This window comes from Clostridium sp. AT4, assembly GCF_001517625.2.
Lineage (GTDB): Bacteria > Bacillota > Clostridia > Lachnospirales > Lachnospiraceae > Enterocloster.
The window spans coordinates 103,542-125,357 of record NZ_LN999824.1 but is presented as its reverse complement, the minus strand read 5'-3'; the positions used below and the strand labels follow the sequence as shown (position 1 = coordinate 125,357).

Annotated in this window: 14 protein-coding genes, 7 tRNA genes and 1 rRNA gene; 17 read left to right on the top strand and 5 right to left on the bottom strand. The window is 46.0% G+C overall.

Going from position 1 to position 21,816, the window contains the following annotated elements; genetic code table 11:
- Nucleotides 1-2: 2 nt before the first annotated feature.
- From BN3656_RS01000 to BN3656_RS00960, 9 genes are all read left to right on the top strand, one after another.
- A tRNA-Ala gene (locus BN3656_RS01000) sits at nucleotides 3-75 on the top strand.
- Between the two features lie 210 nt (nucleotides 76-285).
- Nucleotides 286-3,169: ribosomal RNA gene (locus BN3656_RS00995) — 23S ribosomal RNA — on the top strand.
- Between the two features lie 74 nt (nucleotides 3,170-3,243).
- A tRNA-Asp gene (locus BN3656_RS00990) sits at nucleotides 3,244-3,317 on the top strand.
- A 38-nt stretch (nucleotides 3,318-3,355) separates the two neighbouring features.
- Nucleotides 3,356-3,428: transfer RNA gene (locus BN3656_RS00985), tRNA-Val, on the top strand.
- A 42-nt stretch (nucleotides 3,429-3,470) separates the two neighbouring features.
- Nucleotides 3,471-3,552 (top strand) — tRNA-Tyr (locus BN3656_RS00980).
- 52 nt (nucleotides 3,553-3,604) lie between these two features.
- Nucleotides 3,605-3,678: transfer RNA gene (locus BN3656_RS00975), tRNA-Met, on the top strand.
- A 26-nt stretch (nucleotides 3,679-3,704) separates the two neighbouring features.
- Nucleotides 3,705-3,777: transfer RNA gene (locus BN3656_RS00970), tRNA-Phe, on the top strand.
- A gap of 15 nt (nucleotides 3,778-3,792) precedes the next feature.
- Nucleotides 3,793-3,865 (top strand) — tRNA-Lys (locus BN3656_RS00965).
- Between the two features lie 85 nt (nucleotides 3,866-3,950).
- Entirely contained in the window at nucleotides 3,951-5,798 is a 1,848-nt protein-coding gene (locus BN3656_RS00960; protein ID WP_066543166.1) for a hypothetical protein, read from the top strand.
- Here BN3656_RS00960 and BN3656_RS00955 read toward each other — a convergent pair.
- Entirely contained in the window at nucleotides 5,795-6,028 is a 234-nt protein-coding gene (locus BN3656_RS00955) for a hypothetical protein (RefSeq protein WP_066543164.1), read from the bottom strand. The two genes, BN3656_RS00960 and BN3656_RS00955, sit on opposite strands and share 4 nt — an antisense overlap.
- Entirely contained in the window at nucleotides 6,015-6,437 is a 423-nt protein-coding gene (locus tag BN3656_RS00950) for a DUF3842 family protein (protein ID WP_066543162.1), read from the bottom strand. Before BN3656_RS00950 ends, BN3656_RS00955 begins: the two co-directional genes overlap by 14 nt.
- Before the next feature lie 477 nt (nucleotides 6,438-6,914).
- Here BN3656_RS00950 and thrS point away from each other — a divergent pair, with 477 nt between their 5' ends.
- The 7 genes from thrS (at nucleotide 6,915) to BN3656_RS00915 (ending at nucleotide 17,177) form a co-directional block, all read left to right on the top strand.
- Nucleotides 6,915-8,669 carry a threonine--tRNA ligase gene (gene thrS, locus BN3656_RS00945; protein WP_066543160.1) on the top strand — a complete coding sequence of 585 codons (1,755 nt, stop codon included), beginning with the start codon at nucleotides 6,915-6,917 and terminating at the stop codon, nucleotides 8,667-8,669.
- A 199-nt stretch (nucleotides 8,670-8,868) separates the two neighbouring features.
- Nucleotides 8,869-10,419, top strand: coding sequence for a response regulator (locus BN3656_RS00940; RefSeq protein WP_066543157.1), 1,551 nt, complete (start codon nucleotides 8,869-8,871; stop codon nucleotides 10,417-10,419).
- Nucleotide 10,420: 1 nt separating this feature from the next.
- A complete protein-coding gene (locus BN3656_RS00935) occupies nucleotides 10,421-12,199 on the top strand; it encodes a histidine kinase (RefSeq protein ID WP_066543155.1) in 1,779 nt (592 codons plus the stop codon).
- Nucleotides 12,189-13,502, top strand: coding sequence for an ABC transporter substrate-binding protein (locus tag BN3656_RS00930; protein WP_066543154.1), 1,314 nt, complete (start codon nucleotides 12,189-12,191; stop codon nucleotides 13,500-13,502). The genes BN3656_RS00935 and BN3656_RS00930 overlap by 11 nt, the downstream gene beginning before the upstream one ends.
- 157 nt (nucleotides 13,503-13,659) lie before the next feature.
- Nucleotides 13,660-14,556: an NAD(P)-dependent oxidoreductase gene (locus BN3656_RS00925; RefSeq protein WP_066543152.1), complete on the top strand. Its 897-nt coding sequence runs from the start codon at nucleotides 13,660-13,662 to the stop codon at nucleotides 14,554-14,556.
- Nucleotides 14,557-14,579: 23 nt separating this feature from the next.
- Complete coding sequence (gene pepT / locus BN3656_RS00920; protein ID WP_066543150.1) at nucleotides 14,580-15,827, top strand: peptidase T; 1,248 nt, start codon at nucleotides 14,580-14,582, stop codon at nucleotides 15,825-15,827.
- Between the two features lie 15 nt (nucleotides 15,828-15,842).
- Nucleotides 15,843-17,177: an amino acid permease gene (locus tag BN3656_RS00915; RefSeq protein ID WP_066543149.1), complete on the top strand. Its 1,335-nt coding sequence runs from the start codon at nucleotides 15,843-15,845 to the stop codon at nucleotides 17,175-17,177.
- Nucleotides 17,178-17,276: 99 nt separating this feature from the next.
- Here BN3656_RS00915 and BN3656_RS00910 read toward each other — a convergent pair whose 3' ends face one another.
- Together BN3656_RS00910 and BN3656_RS00905 are read right to left on the bottom strand one after the other, a co-directional pair.
- Nucleotides 17,277-18,323 (bottom strand): Fic family protein, encoded by a 1,047-nt coding sequence (locus BN3656_RS00910; RefSeq protein ID WP_066543148.1) that lies wholly within the window; start codon nucleotides 18,321-18,323, stop codon nucleotides 17,277-17,279.
- Nucleotides 18,324-18,528: 205 nt separating this feature from the next.
- Nucleotides 18,529-19,284, bottom strand: a complete 756-nt coding sequence (locus BN3656_RS00905; protein ID WP_066543142.1) for an SDR family oxidoreductase — start codon at nucleotides 19,282-19,284, stop codon at nucleotides 18,529-18,531.
- 103 nt (nucleotides 19,285-19,387) lie between these two features.
- On the opposite strand from BN3656_RS00905, the gene BN3656_RS00900 reads away from it, so the two are divergent.
- The gene (locus tag BN3656_RS00900) at nucleotides 19,388-20,461 is read left to right on the top strand and encodes a substrate-binding domain-containing protein (RefSeq protein WP_066543140.1); all 1,074 of its coding nucleotides are present in this window, start codon (nucleotides 19,388-19,390) and stop codon (nucleotides 20,459-20,461) included.
- A gap of 3 nt (nucleotides 20,462-20,464) precedes the next feature.
- Here the strand turns inward: BN3656_RS00900 and BN3656_RS00895 are convergent, their stop codons facing one another.
- The gene (locus BN3656_RS00895) at nucleotides 20,465-21,592 is read right to left on the bottom strand and encodes an enolase C-terminal domain-like protein (protein WP_066543138.1); all 1,128 of its coding nucleotides are present in this window, start codon (nucleotides 21,590-21,592) and stop codon (nucleotides 20,465-20,467) included.
- Between the last annotated feature and the right edge of the window lie 224 nt (nucleotides 21,593-21,816).

Genomic DNA, 21,816 nt, shown 5'->3' with positions numbered 1-21,816 from the left:
GTGGGGGTGTAGCTCAGTTGGGAGAGCACCTGCCTTGCAAGCAGGGGGTCAAGAGTTCGAATCTCTCCATCTCCACTCGCCAAGCATGAGAATGCGAGGCGCACATGTACCTTGAAAACCGCATATTGAACAAAAAGAATTGAATATTCAATCGAATATCAAGACATCCGAGGCCATACATGAAAGTGTATGGAAACAAACAACAAATTTGTAAACCTAGAACCAAAGGATGCAACGCTATGCATCTAAAGATAAGTAGCCCGCACCCGCAGGCGAACATCGTTTGGTCAAGCTATAAAGAGCGCAGGGTGGATGCCTTGGCACTAAGAGCCGATGAAAGACGTGATAAGCTGCGAAAAGCTTCGGGGAGGAGCAAATATCCATTGATCCGGAGATATCTGAATGGGGAAACCCGGCTGAGCAACCCTCAGTCACCGTACAGTGAATCCATAGCTGTGCGGAGGGAACCCGGTGAACTGAAACATCTAAGTAGCCGGAGGAAAAGAAAGAAACATCGATTCCGGGAGTAGCGGCGAGCGAAACCGGAGGAGCCTAAACCAGCGTGCGTGCATGCTGGGGTTACGGACTGCATAAGTGAGCTGATTCGTTAATGGAACGGGCTGGGAAGCCCGGCCAGAGAGAGTGAGAGCCTCGTACATGAAAGCGATAGGCAGCGGCAGGATCCAGAGTACCGCGGGACACGAGAAACCCTGCGGGAAGTCGGAGGGACCACCCTCCAAGGCTAAATACTCCTTAGTGACCGATAGCGCATAGTACTGTGAAGGAAAGGTGAAAAGGACCCCGGGAGGGGAGTGAAAGAGAACCTGAAACCCTGTGTTTACAAGCTGTGGGAGCACGTTAAGGTGCGACCGCGTACTTTTTGTAGAACGGTCCGGCGAGTTGCCGGCGCTGGCAAGGTTAAGCGGTAAAGCCGTGGAGCCGAAGGGAAACCAAGTCTCAAATGGGCGTAAAGTCAGCGCAGGCAGACCCGAAACCGGGTGACCTATCCATGTCCAGGTTGAAGCGGAAGTAAAATTCCGTGGAGGACCGGATCCACATCCGTTGAAAAGGGTGGGAATGAGGTGTGGATAGGGGAGAAATTCCAATCGAACCCGGAGATAGCTGGTTCTCCTCGAAATAGCTTTAGGGCTAGCCTCGTATTAGTTTAGCGGAGGTAGAGCACTGAATTCCTAAGGGGGCGTCAAAGCTTACCAAGGGATATCAAACTCCGAATGCCGCATAAATGATGTACGGGAGTCAGACTGCACGAGATAAGTTGGGCAGTCGAAAGGGAAAGAGCCCAGACCTACAGCTAAGGTCCCAAAGTGTGTGTTAAGTGGAAAAGGATGTGGGATTTCAGAGACAACCAGGATGTTGGCTTAGAAGCAGCCACACATTCAAAGAGTGCGTAATAGCTCACTGGTCGAGAGGTCCTGCGCCGAAAATGTCCGGGGCTGAAACACAACACCGAAGCTTAGGAACGAGAGATCGTTGGTAGAGGAGCATTCTTAAAGGGGCGAAGCAGTACCGGCAAGGAGCTGTGGACTTTTAAGAAGAGAGAATGCCGGAATGAGTAGCGAGATGGAGGTGGGAATCCTCCAGGCCGAATATCCAAGGTTTCCAGAGTAAAGCTGATCTGCTCTGGGTAAGTCGGGGCCTAAGGCGAGGCTGAAAAGCGTAGCCGATGGACAACAGGTTGAGATTCCTGTACCGCGTATCATCAGAACTGTGGGGACACAGAAGGACAGCACATCCCGGGAATGGGAAGACCGGGGCAAGCAGGGTAGGAGTCAGGCAGGCAAATCCGTCTGGCAATCCGAAGCTGTGATGCGGAGCGAACAGAAGTAGCGAAGTGTGCGATTCCGGCTGTCAAGAAAAGCCGCTATTGTGTGATACGTGCCCGTACCGTAAACCGACACAGGTAGATGAGGAGAGAATCCTAAGGCCGGCGGGAGAAGCATTGTTAAGGAACTCGGCAAAATGACCCTGTAACTTCGGGAGAAAGGGTGCCTGGGAAACCAGGCCGCAGAGAATAGGCTCAAGCAACTGTTTAGCAAAAACACAGGTCTATGCAAAACCGTAAGGTGAGGTATATGGGCTGACGCCTGCCCGGTGCTGGAAGGTTAAGAGGAGAGGTTAGAGCGATCGAAGCTTTGAATTGAAGCCCCAGTAAACGGCGGCCGTAACTATAACGGTCCTAAGGTAGCGAAATTCCTTGTCGGGTAAGTTCCGACCCGCACGAAAGGCGTAATGATTTGAGCGCTGTCTCAACAATGCACCCGGTGAAATTGAAATACCAGTGAAGATGCTGGTTACCCGCGCCAGGACGGAAAGACCCCATGGAGCTTTACTCCAGCTTGATACTGGGATTCGGTACTGCATGTACAGGATAGGTGGGAGGCTTTGAATCATGGACGCCAGTCTGTGAGGAGCCGCTGTTGGGATACCACCCTTGCGGTATTGGATTTCTAACCTGCAGCCATGACCTGGCTGGGGGACAATGTCAGGCGGGGAGTTTGACTGGGGCGGTCGCCTCCGAAAGGGTATCGGAGGCGCTCAAAGGTTCCCTCATAATGGTTGGAAACCATTAGAAGAGTGCAAAGGCATAAGGGAGCTTGACTGCGACACCGACGGGTGGAGCAGGTACGAAAGTAGGACTTAGTGATCCGGTGGTATGAAAGTGGGATTGCCATCGCTCAACGGATAAAAGCTACCCTGGGGATAACAGGCTTATCACTCCCAAGAGTTCACATCGACGGAGTGGTTTGGCACCTCGATGTCGGCTCATCGCATCCTGGGGCTGTAGCAGGTCCCAAGGGTTGGGCTGTTCGCCCATTAAAGCGGTACGCGAGCTGGGTTCAGAACGTCGTGAGACAGTTCGGTCCCTATCCGGCGCGGGCGTAGGATATTTGAGAGGAGCTGTCCTTAGTACGAGAGGACCGGGATGGACAGACCGCTGGTGTACCTGTTGGCCTACCAAGGCCATGGCAGGGTAGCCAAGTCTGGACGGGATAAACGCTGAAGGCATCTAAGCGTGAAGCCCCCCTCAAGATGAGATATCCCATCGCAAGAGTAAGACCCCTTGAAGACGACGAGGTAGATAGGTCAGAGGTGGAAGTGCAGCAATGCATGGAGCTGACTGATACTAATCGGTCGAGGGCTTGACCAGAAGGTTTAGGGAAAATGGTTGTGGCTTGGTTGTTCAGTATGTGGTTTTGAAGGTATGTATATGCCTTTAAAAATGGCCCGGTGGCTCAGCTGGTTAGAGCGCCGCCCTGTCACGGCGGAGGTCGACGGTTCGAACCCGTTCCGGGTCGTTTTTCTTCTTAATACATTTGCTGATAATTTTACAGTTGGGGTCTTAGCTCAGCTGGGAGAGCATCTGCCTTACAAGCAGAGGGTCACAGGTTCGAGCCCTGTAGGCCCCATTGAATGTATTATTTATCAAAAAATGTATATAATATCAATATGGGCGAATTCCCGAGTGGCCAAAGGGGACAGACTGTAAATCTGCTGGCACTGCCTTCGGTGGTTCGAATCCACCTTCGCCCATTAAAATGCAGGTTGACAAATTGTCATCAGGCATTTATACTAAATATGTTAGCGCGGGGTGGAGCAGTCTGGAAGCTCGTCGGGCTCATAACCCGAAGGTCGTAGGTTCAAATCCTGCCCCCGCAATTTTTTATGCTCAGGCATAAGAAAAAGCCCAGATAGCTCAGTTGGTAGAGCAGAGGACTGAAAATCCTCGTGTCGTTGGTTCGATTCCGACTTTGGGCATTTTAAATTTAATAAGGGCGTGTAGCTCAGTCGGTAGAGCACTTGACTTTTAATCAAGTTGTCCCGGGTTCGAATCCCGGCACGCTCAGTAGGTCGTTTTTCATTGTATTTGCAAAGAAAAACGGCTTTTTTTGTTTATGCTGAAAAGTGAATTTCAGAGAAAGGATTAAGATATGGGCAGAAGAAGAAAGTCAGATTCCAGTGGCAAGACGATTCTTTTAGTGCTGCTGGCAGCATTCTTTTTGATTGCGGCAATTTATGTGGTTGTTCAGGTAATTGGTACAATTCATAAGGATTACAGTTTGATTGAGCAGAAAGAGGACAGCAGTACAGAAACAGCACAGACCATTGAAATTGAGCATGAGGAAGAAACACAGGGATGGAATGAGACCGAGAGGGGATGGACATATAAACTGGATGATGAAACCTGGGCAACAGATCAGTGGCTGGAGATTGAAGGTTTTTTATATCATTTTAATGAAGATGGAATCATGAATCAGGGAAAGTGGCAGAAGGAAGGACAGATTTATACCTGTCATGATGTGAAGGGCTATCTAAAGAACATAGAAACTGATTTGGATTATGTTCCTGATGATAAGGGAGAAAATCTGGACAGTCTTGCAAGAACAAATGCTTTCTGGTGTTTTCTGGATGATGAGGACACGGGGATTTTTAAAACGATTCTGTATCGTAAAACGGTTGAAAATAAGGTTAAGCCCCTGGGGGATGAGAATGCTCCTGAGAGAACTACAAAATATTCTCTGAGAGCGGACGGAGATTATGTGTATTATCTTCCTTTGGTTAAGGAAAGTGAAAAAGGCAAGCTGACAGAATCTGAAAAGGCGCTTTGCGGGCGGCTGGTACGGATGATACCGGGACAGGCTGTAAAGGAGATTATTGCAGAGGATGTAGATGGGTATCTGATTGTAGACGGAACGATTTACTATGCCCAGGGGGGAAAGATCCATTCGGCCACATCAGGAACAGAAACCGCAGTTGGTGAAGAAAGCTATAAGGTTCAGATCCGGGACGGAAGCTGTTATTTGACAGACAGTCTGGGAAATATTGTGACGCCTGAAAATGGAACTGTGGTGGAAATGGGTGACAGAAGCTACCGTCTGGAGGAGAACGGGGCAATTCGCTATGTAAAGCGCAGAGATGTATCTGTTAATGGTGTTACTTTCCGTTTAAAGGGAGAGGGAACCGGCATGATGGTGTTGATGGAATCAGATGGAGCTTCCAGAGCAGCCATTACGGGAGAATATGGTGTACAAAGCTTCTGTATTGTGGATAATTTTATTTTTTACTGTGCTTATGTGGATAAAGGAGCAAATGGAGAATGGTACAGCCGGATTTTCAGAGCAGATCTTAATGGAGAAGGAAAAACGTCGGTCAGCGGAATGTTTCCGGGAACCATAACGAATCTTTATTATTTTGAAAATGAAGGGCAGATGTACGGAGAATATTATCCAGAGATATGGAAGAATGCTTATGGTACGATTGTAAATGTGAGTCAGAGTGGAACCATTTACAGGATCAACGATGCGAATGTGCGTACGGGAATAAAGGTAAGCGGTAATGATATGCTGGAGCTTGTGATGGCTCAGGATGGCAAGCTGATTTGTCTGTGGCATGACTGCAGCTGGAGTCCGAAAGCAGGGATTACCAAGGTGCTTTGGAGCCGTCCGGTGGAATTTTCGGCATCTGAAAAGATTTCGGTGGAAACGGTTTCAAAACTGCCTGAGCAGACTGCAGCTCCTGCTGAGAAAGAGACAACAAAGGCAGCTGTTGAGACGGTTCCGGTGAATCCGCAGCAGGTGTCCGGTTCAAATCAAATATCTCCCGCAGAAACAACAGCTGCACCTGTGAAGAATCCGAACCAGCCGGCAGATACTCCCGGCACTTCGGTTCAGACTCCCAAGCAGGAAACAATTTTAGGAACAGAGGCTCCGGGAAAGAGTATACAGACGAATCCTTCAGAAACAAAGTCAGATGAGGTGAAGATTGTGCCTTTAGGCTAATCTTCATCAAAATCTACTACCACATAGAAGCCCCGGGCATTTTCGCGGACATCCTTTACAATACCGTATTCGGATTTAATGCGGTCCCGGGCTGCAAAACAGCCGGACATGGCGACAGCAGGATCAATAATATAGCTGTAACTGCTGGTACCTTCGCGCTCAATGATTTTTACTTTGTCGCCAGGGCTTACCAGTCCGGGACGTTCCATTTTAAATTCAACGGTTCTCACGTTTTTTGACCTCCTTTTCTGTTTCTTCGCATACCATTTTGATGTATTCTCCAAGGTTGTGATCTCCACAGCCGGGGATATAGTGATTACAGCGGTTGACTGGTATGAGAATTTTATAAGCGGGGCTTTGTCCGATGGCAGTAGCCATAGACGGAGTTATTTCGCCCATCAGGGCATCTGCAATTACAATTCCTATAGGGCCGATGATAATATCGGCTGTGCGGGCTCCTACGATTACGGGATTTTCACCAGTAGCGCCGTAGTCTGCGCCTGCCTTTAACATGGCAGAGGTAGCAATACTGTTGGTTCCAATGGCGTAGATTTCAAGATCTGGGAGATTTTTTTTCAGCTGTTCAATGACGGTTCGGCCCATTTTACCGCCCTGACCGTCTATGATGACAAGTTTCATTTGTGAAAATACCTTCTTTCTGCTGTGATTTACTATAGAATATTACCAGAGATGGATGGGAAACTCAAGGAAAAGCAGTCTTGACAAATAACCTTTAGATGTTATAATCAGAAATGAGCAGAAATGCAGGAAGCTTTGAAGGAACAAGTACTTTGCAGGGAACAGACAGAGAGCAGCCGGGTGGTGGAAAGGCTGTGTGGAAAATGCAGAGGAAGACCAGTCCTGAGCTGTGGCAAGGATGCTGTTTTCGTGGCTGCGCCTTTGGCGTTTGAGTGAAAACAGAGGAAATGGCACCGTACCCCGCGTTAAGGGATCAATGAGTGAAAATCAAGGTGGAACCGTGTATATGCACCCTTGGACATGGAAATGTGTCCAGGGGTTTTTTATTTGGCCGCAGGCCGGAACGAACGGGACCATTTTCAAAGATCATAATAGGGCCCTGAAAATGGGCCTGACGATTAAGAAAGGAGTTTTACCATGAAAATCATTTTACCAGATGGAAATGTACAGGAGGCAGAGGATGAGTTAAGGGCGATCCGCCATACCGCTTCCCATGTGCTGGCACAGGCTGTAAAGAGACTGTATCCGGAGACAAAATTAGCCATCGGACCGGCTATTGATGATGGCTTTTACTATGACTTTGACAGAGAGGGCGGATTTACTCCTGAAGATCTGGAGAAGTTAGAGGCTGAGATGAAGAAGATCATCAAGGAAAATATTCCGTTAAAGCCATTTGTGCTTCCAAGAGATGAAGCAATTAAGTTAATGCAGGAAAAAGGCGAGCCTTATAAGGTAGAGCTGATTGAAGATCTTCCTGAGGAGGAGACGATCAGCTTTTATCAGCAGGGTGATTTTACAGATCTGTGCGCAGGCCCCCATATTATGTATACAAAGGGCGTAAAGGCATTTAAGCTTACAAGCATTGCAGGCGCTTACTGGAGAGGCAGCGAGAAGAACAAGATGCTTACCAGAATCTACGGAACTGCATTTGCAAACAAAGAGGATCTGGAAAATTACCTGACCATGCTGGAGGAGGCAAAGAAGCGCGACCACAGAAAGCTGGGCAAGGAGCTGGGTCTGTTTATGTTTACAGAGGAAGGCCCTGGTTTCCCATTCTTCCTTCCAAAGGGCATGACCTTAAAGAATACCCTGATCGACTACTGGAGAGAGATCCATTTAAGAGAGAATTATCAGGAGGTTTCCACTCCTGTGATCTTAAGCCGCAAGCTGTGGGAGACCTCCGGTCACTGGGATCACTATAAGGATAATATGTATACCACTGTGATCGATGAGGAAGACTACGCAATTAAGCCAATGAACTGCCCAGGCGGTATGCTGGTGTACAAGTCTCAGCCGCGTTCCTACAGAGATCTTCCTCTGAGAGTAGGCGAACTGGGTCTGGTTCACCGTCATGAGAAGAGCGGACAGCTTCATGGTCTGATGCGTGTGCGCTGCTTTACCCAGGACGACGCCCATATCTTTATGACTCAGGAGCAGATTACTGAGGAGATCAAGAACGTTACAAGACTGATCAATGAGGTTTATACCCTTTTTGGCTTTGAATATTTCGTAGAGCTGTCTACCAGACCGGAGGATTCCATGGGATCTGACGAGGATTGGGAGCTGGCTACCAACGGCCTGAGAAACGCTCTGGAGGAAATGGGGCTGGACTATATTGTAAATGAAGGCGACGGTGCATTCTATGGTCCTAAGATCGACTTCCATCTGAGAGATTCCATCGGACGTACATGGCAGTGCGGAACCATTCAGCTGGACTTCCAGCTGCCCCAGCGTTTTGAGGCTGAATATGTGGCTGAGGACGGCACAAAGAAGCGTCCGATTATGATTCACCGTGTATGCTTTGGTTCCATTGAACGCTTCATCGGTATTCTGATCGAGCATTTTGCAGGTAAGTTCCCTGTATGGCTGGCTCCGGTTCAGGTAAAGGTAATTCCTGTATCTGAGAAGTCCATGGAATATGCAACTGGCGTATATGAGAAGCTGAGAGCAGCCGGTATCCGTACAGAGCTGGATCACAAGGATGAGAAGGTGGGCTACAAGATTCGTCAGGCACAGCTTGAAAAGGTACCCTTTATGCTGGTACTGGGCGAGAAGGAGGCCGCTGAGGGCGCAATCACAGTGAGAAGCCGTGACAAGGGTGATCTGGGAAGCGCACAGCTGGATGAGTTTATCGCAGATGTGAAGAAGATGGTAGAAAGCAGAGAGAGATAATTGTATTTTCTGAAGATTATAAAATGATAAAACAGGCGCATTCGTTTACCGGGTGCGCCTGTTTTTTACAGGAGGGGAAGAATACCTGATAAAATCTCATAGATGACACAAAATTCCCCACATGGTAAAATATGTGTATATAAGAGTTATCAGTCTCAGTAACTGGGCGGCAAAGATTTGGCTGTATGGAGGAGGAAACGTGGCATTTAAGGTGGTTTTAGTGGATGATGACCTGCTGGTGCTTCAGGATCTGGAAACACTGGCAGACTGGGGAAAATACGGATTTACTATTGCTCAGACCTTTACGAACGGGGTGGCAGCATTGCGGGGAATCAGAGAGATAAGACCGGATTTTATTGTAACAGATATTCGTATGCCTATTATGGATGGGCTGCAGTTTGTTGAGAAGGTAAGAACATTGCTTCCGGAGACAAGGATTCTGCTTTTGACTGCATATTCTGATTTTGATTATGCCAAAAAGGCAATTGATCTGGGAGTATTTAATTATCTTTTGAAAAATGAACTGAATAAGGAAACTCTGGAGGAACAGCTGGAACGGGTGTTTCTGGATCTGATGCGGAATAAGGATATAAAGGCAGCTATGGTGCAGAAGGCATTTCGCAAATTTTTGTATGCACCGGAGCGCAGAGAGCTTCAGGAGGAGCTTTTTCATGAACTAGCAGAGCATTACGGACAGGCGGTTGGATTCTTTTATATTATTCCTGCATCTGCCCGGGAAGGGGAGCATTTTGCAGGGAGTGTCTGTACAGCCCTTTCGGAGTGTCATGTTATGTATGCAGAAAACGGGACGGAGATATATACAGTCTGTGAGGTATGGGAATCACGATATGTAATTGTTCTGTTGTGTATGAAGCGGATGCCGGCCAGCCGTATGGAAACAGCGGGGATCACAAGGATGGCAGCAAAGAAGCTTTCTTCCTGTCTGCAAAAACGGGTATCAGCCAGAGTTTTATATCGTCAGGAGGGAGGAATCCTTTCAGATATGCAGCAGGCGGCAGAGCTTTTAAATGCTCTTGAAGAAGCGGTTCCTTATGGGATTTTTGCAGGTGATAAAAGAGAGGTGGAAATTTCAGAGCTGTCCGGACGGATACGGGAGGATACATGGGATAATGAGGAGACAGAACGTCTGTATCACTGGTTTGTGTCCAAAGAGCCGGATGAGATACAAACCGGACTTTCTGAAATCCAGAAGGAGGTGGAGAAAACCGGTTCTGTCCGTCAGGCTTCTGCTGTAGCAGGAGCAATGGAACATGCGGTCATAGAATATGGAAAGAGGGGGCTTTGTTCTTCTGAGGACGCAAGGGAAATACAGCAGCTGCTGGAAAAATTCTGTGATATTGGGGAGCTGTTTGACGGATACAGACTTTTTTTGCAGCGTATTCAATCAGAAGAAAGAGAGCAAAACTACAGTTCCAGAGTCGTAAAGGTAATCCGTTTTATACGGAAGAATTACGAAAAGGATATATCTGTTGGCGATGCGGCACAGATTTTGGGACTCAATGGAGAATATTTGAATAAGATATTCAAAAAAGAAACGGGGGAGAGCTTTTCACGTTATCTGACCCAGGTTCGTATGGAAAAGGCAAAGGAACTGCTGGAAAGCGGACAGTTTAATGTGAATGAGGTTTCTGCGCGTACCGGTTATAAGAGCAGCCAGTATTTCAGCATTACCTTCCGCCGCTATATGGGATATTCTCCATCGGAGGCAGAGGCGCATAAAGGAGAGTAGGGTGAAACGGTCTATATGGAAAAAAATCGTTGCCGCCGCCGCAATGGTGATCGTGGCAATGACGCTGATCGGGATGGGGATTTCCTGTTCTTATGCATATATCAGCCAGTATCGGCAGCAGAGGCACAGGGATGAGGCAGCGATGGCTTTGTGTGTAAACCAATGCCAGACCTTATTAAATGATGTGAGGATGCTGGCGCACAGTATTGCAGGAAATGAGCTTGTTCAGCAGTTTTACAGCCATGATGCCCATGAATATTTTGAAATAATCGGAGTAATGCAGGAGATTAAGGAAACCATTCATCTGAGAGTGCATATCAAAAACGCGGTCCTGATCCAAAAGGACCAGGTTTACTGGTCCTACAGCCCCTTTGAACCGTATTTCAAAGAAAGGCTTTCGGAAGAATGGTATCAGGAGATAAAAGATAAAACAGAGGCATTCAGCCGGGTACATAGCTGCGGATATCCGGAAAATTCCCAGTATCTGACCTATCTTCTCAGTATTCCGGATGAAACGGATGCGGGAAAGGAGCTTGGGAAATTACTGTTAAATATAAATGTACAGTACTTTTCCGATATGATTGGAGAGACAGCAGGGCTGAGCAGCGGATATTTTTTATCGGATTTGAGAGAAGAAACCGTTATTTTGGGCCAGGGGGATGAAGAAACGAATCTCAGGCTGACGAAAGAAATGGCGTCATCCGTTCAGAATGAAACGAAGTATCAGGGAGATATGGAAATCGGTTCCGGTGACAAGGGGTACTGTCTGTGGAGCGCTTTTCCGGATGCTGGGATTGGTGTTGGTATGTATACTTCATCCAGACTGCTGTTTCAGTATTCTGAACAGATGCGGTACTTTTTTATCGTGTATTCAGCTGCCACTGCAGCTTCGATCCTCCTTTTGATCTTTCTGCTTATACGGCGGTTTTTGCAGCCCATTTCCCAGATCTCAGCGGCTATGCTGGATTATTCCGGCGGAAAACGAAATGTGCTGGATGTGAAAACAGGGGATGAGCTTGAGATGCTCAGCTGTCAGTTTAATGAGATGGCAGAGCGGATTGAGGAATTTATAAAACGCAGGATACAGGATGAACGGATTAATAAAAAGCTGAAGTTTGATATGCTGATGTCAAAGATACATCCTCATTTTCTCTATAATACCTTAAACTCGGTTATTTATCTTGCCAGAAGAGATCATAATCAGGATATTGAAAAAATGGTGCAGTCCCTGATCCTGATTCTCCAGGATGGAATGGCCGCTTATTCAGGGGAAATCTGCGCCATGCTGAAGGAAGAGCTGGAAGTGGTCTCTGCCTACTGTGTGATTCAAAATTATCGTTATAAGGATAAGGTTTCCGTAAATATAGAGGTTCCAGATTCGCTGAAGACCGCGTATGTACCGAAGAATATCCTTCAGCCTCTGGTAGAAAACGCGATTTACCACGGAATTGTTCCCATGGAGGAGAATGGTACGGTTGAGATCCTGGCGGAGCGAAGGGAAGAGATGCTGGATCTGTGGGTGATCGATACGGGAATCGGTATGGATGAAAATGAGCTTAAAGGGCTGGAACAGAATGGAACGGGACATCCGGGCGTACATTCCATTGGAATTAAGAGCATCAGGGAACGTCTGGAATATCTGTATCAGGAACATTACAGCTTTGAAATTTACAGTGAAAAGGGAAAGGGAACAACGGTTTTGATATCGATTCCCTATCAGGAGGAGCTGGCGCTGCTGAGAGAAGCAGAGGAGAGTGAAGGGGAAAATCATGAAAAATGATAAGACAGGCGTAAAAAGGCGGGCGGCAGCGGTATTTATCATAACAGTACTGTGCTATGCGGGAATTTTACTGTATATGATCCAGGCTCAGAAATCCCGGTTTGAGCCGAAGGGGCAGGATGTGATCACAATCTGGTATTGGGATGATTCGATCAAGGAGCTGTTTGAACAGTATAAAAAAGATACAGGAAGCACATATCGGCTTAATTACGTAAATGTTTCTATTTCGGATTATGCCAGACAGATTGAAAGCGCCATTGATCTGTCCGGGGAATTGCCGGATATCTGCTTTCTTCAGGATTATTATGCCGGAAATTTCCTTTCCCGTCCAATCTGGGAAAATCTGGAACAGGAACCGTATGGTGTAGAGGCTGAGGAGTATCCGCAAGGGTGTAAAAATTATATGACTTCTTCGGATGGGACGATCGTAGCCCTTCCCTACAATCTGGATGCCGCAGGACTGGCCTACCGTGCAGAGATGGCTAATCGTGTTTTTGGTATTCAGTCAGCAGAAGAAGCCATGAACCTTTTTACAGACTGGGAGATGCTTCTTAAAAAAAGTGTGGAGCAGAAAGAAAAAGGACACAGCTTTATGCTCTTTAACTGTCTGGGAGATGTGGGTTCTATGCTGTTTAACCAGACAAATGAGCCTTATGTAAAGGAAAATCAGCTGGTAAAGCCGGAGCGTTTTCTGGAATATTTCCGCTATCTGGACCGGCTCTATGAAACCGGACTGGTAGGGGATACAGCCCAGGTATCCATGGAATGGTCGGAGGATTACTGGGAAGAGACGTATATGATGACTCCCTGGACCTTCTGGGTTTCCCAGTATGATACATTTTCGGTAAATGAAAAGGAGGATTGGACCCTGATCTGCCCTCCGGACGGCAGTTTCAAATGGGGAGGGATCGTACTTTCAATTCCTTCTTCCAGTACAGAAAAGGAGGCTGCATGGGATTTCATCCGATATCTGGCTAAGAGTATGGAGGGAGCAGAAGCCAATAAAAAGGTAAAATGCCGTCAGCTAACGTATTTTGGCTGCCAACACGGATCAAAGGAGTACAGCACATTAGAGATTGAAGGCTTTGGAAATCAGGATATTGGAAACTATGTCCGCAGCGGGCTGATGGAGCAGAGAAAGGAGCGTCCTCTTTCGCCCTATGATCTGGAGCTGGACGAGGTATTTCACCTGACGATCGATGCTATTATTTATGAACCGGAATTGACGCCGGAAGAATTGTATGCATATTTTCTCCGTATGCTGAAAAAGGCCGCTCCGGAATTAAAGGTGCCGCCGATATAGAAATATCCTGTTTTTGAACAAAAAATCCACTTTTTCCTGTATGAGGATGAGTGGATTTTTTTTATAATTATTATATAAAAATAAAAACAATAAAGAACAAATAAAAACATATTGCATAAACCTGGTATGGAAATCAGATAGGAGGGAATGTAAAATCATGTTTCAAAAGACAGTAGTAGTAGACAATACGGGAATGAATGAGTGGGCAAAAAATCGTCTCAGAGAGCTGTCTGGGGAAGCGGTTTTTTATGATGATTTTCCTGTCGATACAGATGAGATCACGGAGAGAGTAAAGGATGCGGACTGTCTGATGGTATCATACTGTACGCTGATTACAAAGGAAATCATGGAAAAATGCCCGAAGCTCAAATACATCGGAATGTGCTGTACTCTGTATAATGAAAAAAGTGCCAATGTAGATGTGGCATATGCCAGAGAACGGGGCATTGTTGTACGCGGGATCACAGATTACGGCGATGGAGGAGTCATTGAGTTTGCGGTAAGCGCTCTGGCAGATCTGCTTCATGGTTTTAACGGACATCAGTGGAGAGAACGTCCTAATGAGTTTTACAATCAGAAGATTGGAATTGTAGGAATGGGAAATACCGGCTTTAAGCTGGCAAAAATTTTAAAGCTTATGGATGCAGACGTGTCCTATTCGGATTTAAGATGCTGCGAAGAGGCGGAAAAACTGGGGATCTGCCGCCGTCCATTAGAAGAACTGTTAAAGGAAAATGATATAATCTGTACGCTTCTTCCGAAAAACACCTGTCTGTTAAAGGAAAAAGAGTTTAAGCTGTTTGGAAATGGAAAAATCATTGTTAATACGTCCATAGGTCCTACATTTGATGTGGAAGCGATGAAACAGTGGCTGTCCTGCAAAGACAATTATTATCTCTGTGATGGGGTTGGAATCGGGGATACATGGGAACAGCTGCATGAATGTCCAAATATGATCTATACAGAGCGGTGTGCAGGAAGTTCGGAGCAGTGTACCCTGCGTCTGTCTCAGAAAAGCATTGAAAATGTGGAACATTTTTTGGCAGAAATGTAAATAAAGGAGGAAGAGCAAAAACAATGATGGAGTTAGTAGAACGGTTTCTCAGGTATGTAAGCATTGACACGCAGTCACAGCATGGAAGCCAGACCATTCCCAGTACGGAGAAGCAGAAGGATCTGGGAAGGCTGCTGGTAAAAGAGCTTTTGGAAATGGGCGTAGATAATGCGGAGATGGATGAATACGGGGCAGTATATGCGTCTATTCCTTCTAACAGCGGGGATGGGATTCCGGCGATCGGTTTTACCGCCCATATGGATACGGCGCCAGATCTTCCGGGCTGCAACATACATCCAAGGATCATAGAAAACTATGATGGGGAAGATATTGTATTGAATGAGGAGAAACATATTATCTTCTCAACCGAAAAGTTCCCAAGACTGAAGGTCTATAAGGGAAAAGATCTGATCGTTGGCGATGGAACCACTCTTTTAGGTGCGGATGACAAAAGCGGCGTAGCTGTGATCATGCAGATGGCAAAGACGCTGATGACTCATCCTGAAATCGGCCATGGCCAGGTAAATATCTGCTTTACCTGTGATGAAGAGATCGGGAAGAGCACTCTGAATTTCAATCTGGAAAAATTTAACTGCGATTTTGCCTATTCTATGGATGGCGGAGAACTGGGTGAATTCTATTATGACAATTTCAACTGCGGAATTGCATATGTGGAGGTAAAAGGAGAGGTAGCCCATACCGGATATGCGAAAAACAGAATGGTCAATTCCATGCACATTGCGATGGAACTCCACAGCCTTTTAAATCCCCTGGAGATACCGGCAAATACGGAAGGAAGAGAAGGTTTTACCCATCTGGCAGAGATTCACGGAGATGTGGGAAACACTTCCATGCGTTATCTGGTCCGGGATCATGAGATGAGTAAATTCACGGAAAAGAAGAATGCCCTTCTGGCAATCGGAGAGTTTCTCAATAAGAAATACGGGGAAGATACGGTCAGCATTCATTTTGAAGATGTGATGCACAATATGAGGGATAAGATCCTGAATTTCCCGTTTATCATTGATAATGCAGTAAAAGCAATGGAGGAACTGGGGATTGAGCCGGTGATCATTCCTGTACGCGGGGGTGTAGACGGAGCGGAAATAACATTTAAAGGACTTCCCTGTCCCAATCTGTTTACCGGAGGCGATAACTGTCACACCATTTATGAATATACTTGTATTCAGTCCATGGAGAAATCCTATGAGCTGCTGGTGAAATTGTGTGAGAGCTGTCTGGATGTAAGAAAAGACGCAGATCGTTCATAAAGAGGAGGATGCAGAATGAGTGAAGATGTAGGATATAAGCAGGTCTTAAGCCGAAAGGATCTATTTGGAATTGCAGTAGGCATGATCATCGGAGCCGGTGTTATGACATTAACCGGTATCGGAATTGATCGGACAGGACGTTCCGTCTTTATTTCCTATCTGATAGCAACCTTTTTTGCCCTGTTCTTTGCAGTTCCCAGTATTTTAAGTTCCAGTATCGCCCGTTTTAAAGGCGGAAACTATACCGTATGGTCCATGTTTGTAGGAGAGAAATGGGCAGGAGCATGGATCATCATCTATTTCCTGGGAGAGATGGGAATCTGTATGTATGCTCTGTCCTTTGCAGAGTATTTCCAGGCATTGTTCCCAACATCCAATCCAAAGATTGTTGCTATGGCGATTGCAACCTTATTCTTTGTTGTAAACTTCTTTGGAATCAATATCATGGCAAAGGTAGAAAACTTCCTGACAGTAGCTCTGGTGGGAGCGATCCTTTTATTCATTGTCTGTGGTATGCCCCATGTAGACTTTGCAAATTACTTTAAAAATCCGGGATTTACAACTCATGGCGTAGTAGGTATCTTCGCAGGCGGAGCATTTTTAAACTATGCAGTCTTGGGAGCATCTGAGCTGATCTCATTCTCAGGTGAATGTAAGAATCCAAAGAAGGATATTCCGACTACCATTATTATTTCCACTGCGTTTGTAGCAATTATGTTCTCTCTGCTTTCTATCGTGGCATCTGGCGTGCTTCCGGTGGAGCAGGTGGCAGGACAGCCTCTTACTCTGGTAGCTGAGGTGATCTTTAACAAGCCTCTGTTCCTGTTCTTCATCGTAGCAGGTGCTCTGGGAGCGACAGCTACTACCTTAAATGTTACAGTTGCGTATATCACAAAGCCTCTGGTACAGGCATCCAGAGACGGCTGGTTCCCCAAGTCCATGGGCGAGCTTCATCCCAAATACCGCACCCCTCATAAATGGCTGTTTGTATGGTATCTGCTGACAATCGTGCCGCTGGCACTGGATCTGAGTGTAAACCAGATTGCAGACCTTGTAATGTTTATTACATATCTCCGTTCCATCGTATATGCAATTGGCTACCTGAAGATGCCGAAAATGCTTCCGGACCTGTGGGCAAAGTCCATGTTCCATATGCCTGACTGGGCGTACAGACTGTTAATGTACTCCTGTGCAGGCGTGGCAGCTTTCCAGCTAATCTCTAATGCAATGGCAGCCGATATTAAGATGATCATCATCAATATTGTTGTGCTGGCAGGTGCGATCATCTTCTCACTGGTACGTTATCACAGCGGAAAGGTAAAGATGGAAATCTCTTATGAAGAGGCGTAAGTAAAAGATAGTTGTTTACGTAAATACAGAAAGGGAAGGCCGGATGATCCTGGCCTTCCCTTTTTGATAGTTTCTGAAAGAGGTTAATTGTAAAGATATTTACCGCAGGCGAATATAATAAGTTGCCTTTCCGGAACCTTCTCGCTTCAAATCCCCCTCTTTCACTAATTTTCTCAGAGAACCTTCGATAGAACTAATGCTCAGGGATGGGCATAATTCTCGAATGTCCTGCTTTGTGAATTTCCCAATCTTATTTTGTGTTGCCTTTCTTACCATCTCCACTGCCGGCAGCTTTGTTTCTACGATGGAGAACCGATCTTCAAAATCTTTATAGGCGGCAAGAAAGGTGCTCAGCAGATATTTGATAAACGGTACAGCATTTTCACAGCCTTCATGCCACCTGTCTTGGGATCTGGCAAGTGCATCATAGTAGAGATCTTTAGCATTTGCGATCTTGGCTTCCAGGGAAATGTATTTTCCTACATAGAAGCCGTTACGGTATAACAGCAAGGTTGTGAGCAGGCGGCTCATTCTTCCGTTGCCATCGTTGAACGGATGAATACATAGAAAGTCATGGATAAAGATTGGAATTGCAATCAGCGGCTCTACTTCAAAGTTACCGATTACACGGTTATATTCTTCGCAAATTTTATCCAGTGCCTCCGGTGTCTCAAAGGGAGAAAGCGGAGTGAATAATATTTCCGTATGTCCTTCAGGATAAGTCGCACTGATATAGTTCTGTAGGTTTTTAGTCTGTCCCGCCAGAGGGTTATTCATGTGACTGTACATGATTTTGTGTAATTGCAAAATGTAGTTTTTGGAGATTGGAATTACATCAAAGTTATCATGGATCACATTCAGTACGTCACGATATCCGGCAATTTCCTGTTCATCACGATTTTTCGGGGTGTTTTTTTCTTTCACCAACTGCTTGATACGAGTATTGGTAGTGACAATTCCCTCGATGGCATTGGATGCTTCGGTACTTTGTATTTTTGCAATCTCAACAAGCTTTTCCAGTTCTTCCGGACGCTGCTTTAGATATTGCTCTTGCTTTCCGACTTCTCTGTAAATTGCTGCAATATATCCAAGAATCTCAGAATCCCACGTTTGCTCTTTGATTTTTGAATAGTTGAATATTCTCATTCCCTTAGCCTCCTCTCGTTTCCCTTAAAATATATCGAAAAATAAGGGAAAAGTCAAATGTAAGGAGAAGGATCCCTTAAATATACTGATGAAATGAGGGATATATTCAAACACTTAGTATACCCGAAATGTGGCATGTTATTCAAAAAGCGCCAGGAATTCTTTTGGATTTTTTGTATGTATAGGGAGGATACGGCTCAATAAATCAATATCCAAATGCCAGTGCTCCGCCATCTACAGCAAAGTCCTGACCGGTAATGTATCCGGCTCCGGGTCCGCAGAGGAAGCGTGCCATGGCGCCCAGATCGCGGGTATCTCCGTAAGCGTGTAAAGGCATACGGCTGAGGATTTTCTGTTCTCTGACCGGGTCGGCTACCTGTGTGAGCATCTTGCTCTTAAACCAGCCGGGAGCAATGCTATTTACGCAGATATTATCTCCGGCCCATTCTACCGCCAGACCGCGTGTCATGGCAAGGACTGCTCCCTTGCTGGTACAGTAGGGAACAACCTCGGAAAAGCCCAGATGGGCACTCATGCTGGTGATGTTGATGATCCGGCCTTTTTCCTGGGATTTTTTGAGGAATGGATAGCAGAGGCGGCTCATCTCGAACACGTATTTTACGTTTACATCCATGATATGGTCAAACTGATTTTCCGGAAATTCTTCGGCACGGCATTTAAAGGTAGCTCCGGCATTATTGACGAGAAAGTCAAGGACGCCGCCGGTAGAAGCTGTAATTTCATCCAGGAGCGTTTTCATGGCTGCCTGGTCTCCGATATCGCCTTTTACATGGATCACACCCGGAGAACTCTCGCCCACTCCTTCTTTTGGCGCTCCGGTGCGGCTGATCGCATAGACAGCTGCTCCGGCTTCTGCCAGGACATTAGCGATCTGAAAGCCAATACCGCTGCTGGCTCCGGTGACAATTCCTGTTTTTCCTTTTAATTCTAATTCAGACATTCTGTATATTCCTCCTGAAAATTCATTTTACAAAGTATTTAACTTTTGGCAAACTGTTGTATAATAGCAGTAATAATCGACAGTAACGGGAAGGGTGCATTTTTTGAAAGCAAAAGTAACGATCAGAGATGTAGCAGCAAAAGCAGGAGTATCGATCAGTTCCGTTCACTTTGCATTGAGCGGCAAATCTGGGGTCAGTGATGAAACCCGCGAAAAAATCAGAAGAACAGCCGAGGAGTTGGGGTATCAGCCGAATACGCTGGCTTCCAGTTTAAAACGGAGTACCCAGAGAATCGCGATTTTAGTGCCTTCTGAGGATGGAGACAATCAGTACTATTATCCGCCTATGTGGAGGGGGATCCATGATTATCTTTCTACCATCAACGTTAATATGGAATGTATTGAAATGCCCTATCATCATCACAGCAGGGATCGTATCTTGGCTCAGCTGAGGAAAATGGTACAGGAACACAAGCTTCATGGAATCCTGACGGTAGGTCATATTGATGAAATTACGTCAAAAGAGGACTGGAAACTGATACAGGACGAGGGAATATCCGTTGTATGTATTACTTCGGAGATAAAATTCTGTGATTACCTTTGCTGTATACAGCCCGAATATGAAGTAATCGGACGTACCATGGCGGAACTGATTCTGAGCCGTATTCCTGAATTTGGAAGTATTTTCCTCTGCGGAGGAAATCCCAAGTGGGAAGCCCACAGTGCGATTGCCAGAGGATTTAAGGCATATCTGAGTGAAAATAGCTGTCCAAACCTTTTGTATATTGACCATTCCTGGACAATGGATCATACAAATTATGTAAATATTTATAATCAGATCACCCGTCCGGATGTAGCTGCCTGCTGCAGTGTATATTCTCAGGGTACGGTTATGCTGGGAGAGGCCCTGGAAGAAAGCGGGCGGGCGGGAAGACTGTTTGCCGTAGGCTCTGACCTTTCTGATATGACCGCGGACCGGCTCCGGCGTTCCGTATTTAACAACGTGATCCAGAAAAATCCCTATGCTCAGGGGTATATTGGAATACGGACCCTGACAGAGTTTTTGATCAGCGGAAAGATGCCGGAGCAGAAACGGGTCTATGTAGGCAGTGATGTGGTTTTTAAAAGCAACCTTGTTATGTATGAACATGAAAACTATCACTGCCTGTTTCAGTAGAAGTTATGCCTGTTTCCATTCCTGACAGCAGTAATGGCGGCAGGCAGATTCGATCAGATCCCAATCAAGTTCAACTCCGATGCCGGGCTTATCAGGAACATGGATGAAACCGTTTTCATCAATTGGGAGATCTCCCTTCATGGGAAGACGGTAATTATCCTCCGGTACAAAGTATTCAAAGTATTCACAGTTTTTAATCGCACAGCTTAAATGGAGATTTGCCATATCCATGTAATTCATGGTGGTGGTATGAATCTCACAGTTCAGTCCGAAGGCCTCCGCTAAATGGGCGATCTTCAAAGCACCGGTGATGCCGTCTTTCCAGCTTACGTCTGCCCGGACGATATCAGCCGCTCTTTGGGCGATTACCTGAGCGACTCCCCAGTGGCAGCCTCTGGTGGTTTCTGTAGCAGCGATGGGGATATCCAGAGCACGGCACAGTTCAGAATACTTATAAAGCTCAAAATCACGGAAGGGCTCTTCAAACCATTTATAGTTCAGTTTTTCAAGCTGTCTGCCTACGCGGATTGCTTCGTCTAAGGTATAGTCTCCGACCGGATCGGTCATCAGGATAAAGTCATCTCCGACGGCTTCACGGACCGCCGCATGTACCTTCATGTCAAATTCTACAGGACCGGCCGGATGCGCTTTGTATCCCTTGATGCCTTTGCTCTTATAGTAAAGGGCTTCATCTACATAATCCTGTACGGTTGGAAGGAAGTTGCTGCTGGCATAGACGGGAAGCTTGTCTCTGTAGGCTCCGATATATTTATATAAGGGAAGGCCTGCTTCCTTTGCACACAGATCCCAGAGCGCTACGTCTACAGGGCCGGGAAGAAATACAGGGAAAAAGGCTTCATGCCGGTCGATGACCCACAGTTCCTGGAAGATCGCTTCTCTGTCGTGGGGATCACGCCCAAGAACAACCGGGGCAATGCTTTCCTGAAGATAGGATTCACTGACAGCTCCGCTTCTGGCAGCCATGCATACAGCGTGTCCTTCTAATCCTGTATCTGTTGTAAGACGGATTACGATTACGTCCCATCCCATTTTAGCGCCTCCCTGGCGCCGTTCATCAAACAGACATTTCCCTCTTTCTACCCACCAGCTTTCGAATTTGGTAATAATCATATAAATAATCCTCCATTTCGTTATAATACTATAAAAAATGACAATTAAATTTAAAGTAACGCCGAATAAAACGTTTTTGTAAAGTATAGCAATATCATTAAAAAAAGTAAAGGTACTGTCAATAGTTTAGTTTTAAACTGTGTTTATGTAAAAATCACAGAAATAGAAATTGTGCATATTATACTAAAATATCTACTAAACAAACTAAAAAACACAGAATATAT

Bases quoted from the DNA above. Each gene is read 5' to 3' on its own strand.
- BN3656_RS00895 (WP_066543138.1), bottom strand. From the start codon at position 21,592: ATGATTATTACCAAATTCGAAAGCTGGTGGGTAGAAAGAGGGAAATGT.
- BN3656_RS00915 (WP_066543149.1), top strand. From the start codon at position 15,843: ATGAGTGAAGATGTAGGATATAAGCAGGTCTTAAGCCGAAAGGATCTA.
- thrS (WP_066543160.1), top strand. From the start codon at position 6,915: ATGAAAATCATTTTACCAGATGGAAATGTACAGGAGGCAGAGGATGAG.
- BN3656_RS00905 (WP_066543142.1), bottom strand. From the start codon at position 19,284: ATGTCTGAATTAGAATTAAAAGGAAAAACAGGAATTGTCACCGGAGCC.
- BN3656_RS00925 (WP_066543152.1), top strand. From the start codon at position 13,660: ATGTTTCAAAAGACAGTAGTAGTAGACAATACGGGAATGAATGAGTGG.
- BN3656_RS00910 (WP_066543148.1), bottom strand. From the start codon at position 18,323: ATGAGAATATTCAACTATTCAAAAATCAAAGAGCAAACGTGGGATTCT.
- pepT (WP_066543150.1), top strand. From the start codon at position 14,580: ATGATGGAGTTAGTAGAACGGTTTCTCAGGTATGTAAGCATTGACACG.
- BN3656_RS00950 (WP_066543162.1), bottom strand. From the start codon at position 6,437: ATGAAACTTGTCATCATAGACGGTCAGGGCGGTAAAATGGGCCGAACC.
- BN3656_RS00930 (WP_066543154.1), top strand. From the start codon at position 12,189: ATGAAAAATGATAAGACAGGCGTAAAAAGGCGGGCGGCAGCGGTATTT.
- BN3656_RS00960 (WP_066543166.1), top strand. From the start codon at position 3,951: ATGGGCAGAAGAAGAAAGTCAGATTCCAGTGGCAAGACGATTCTTTTA.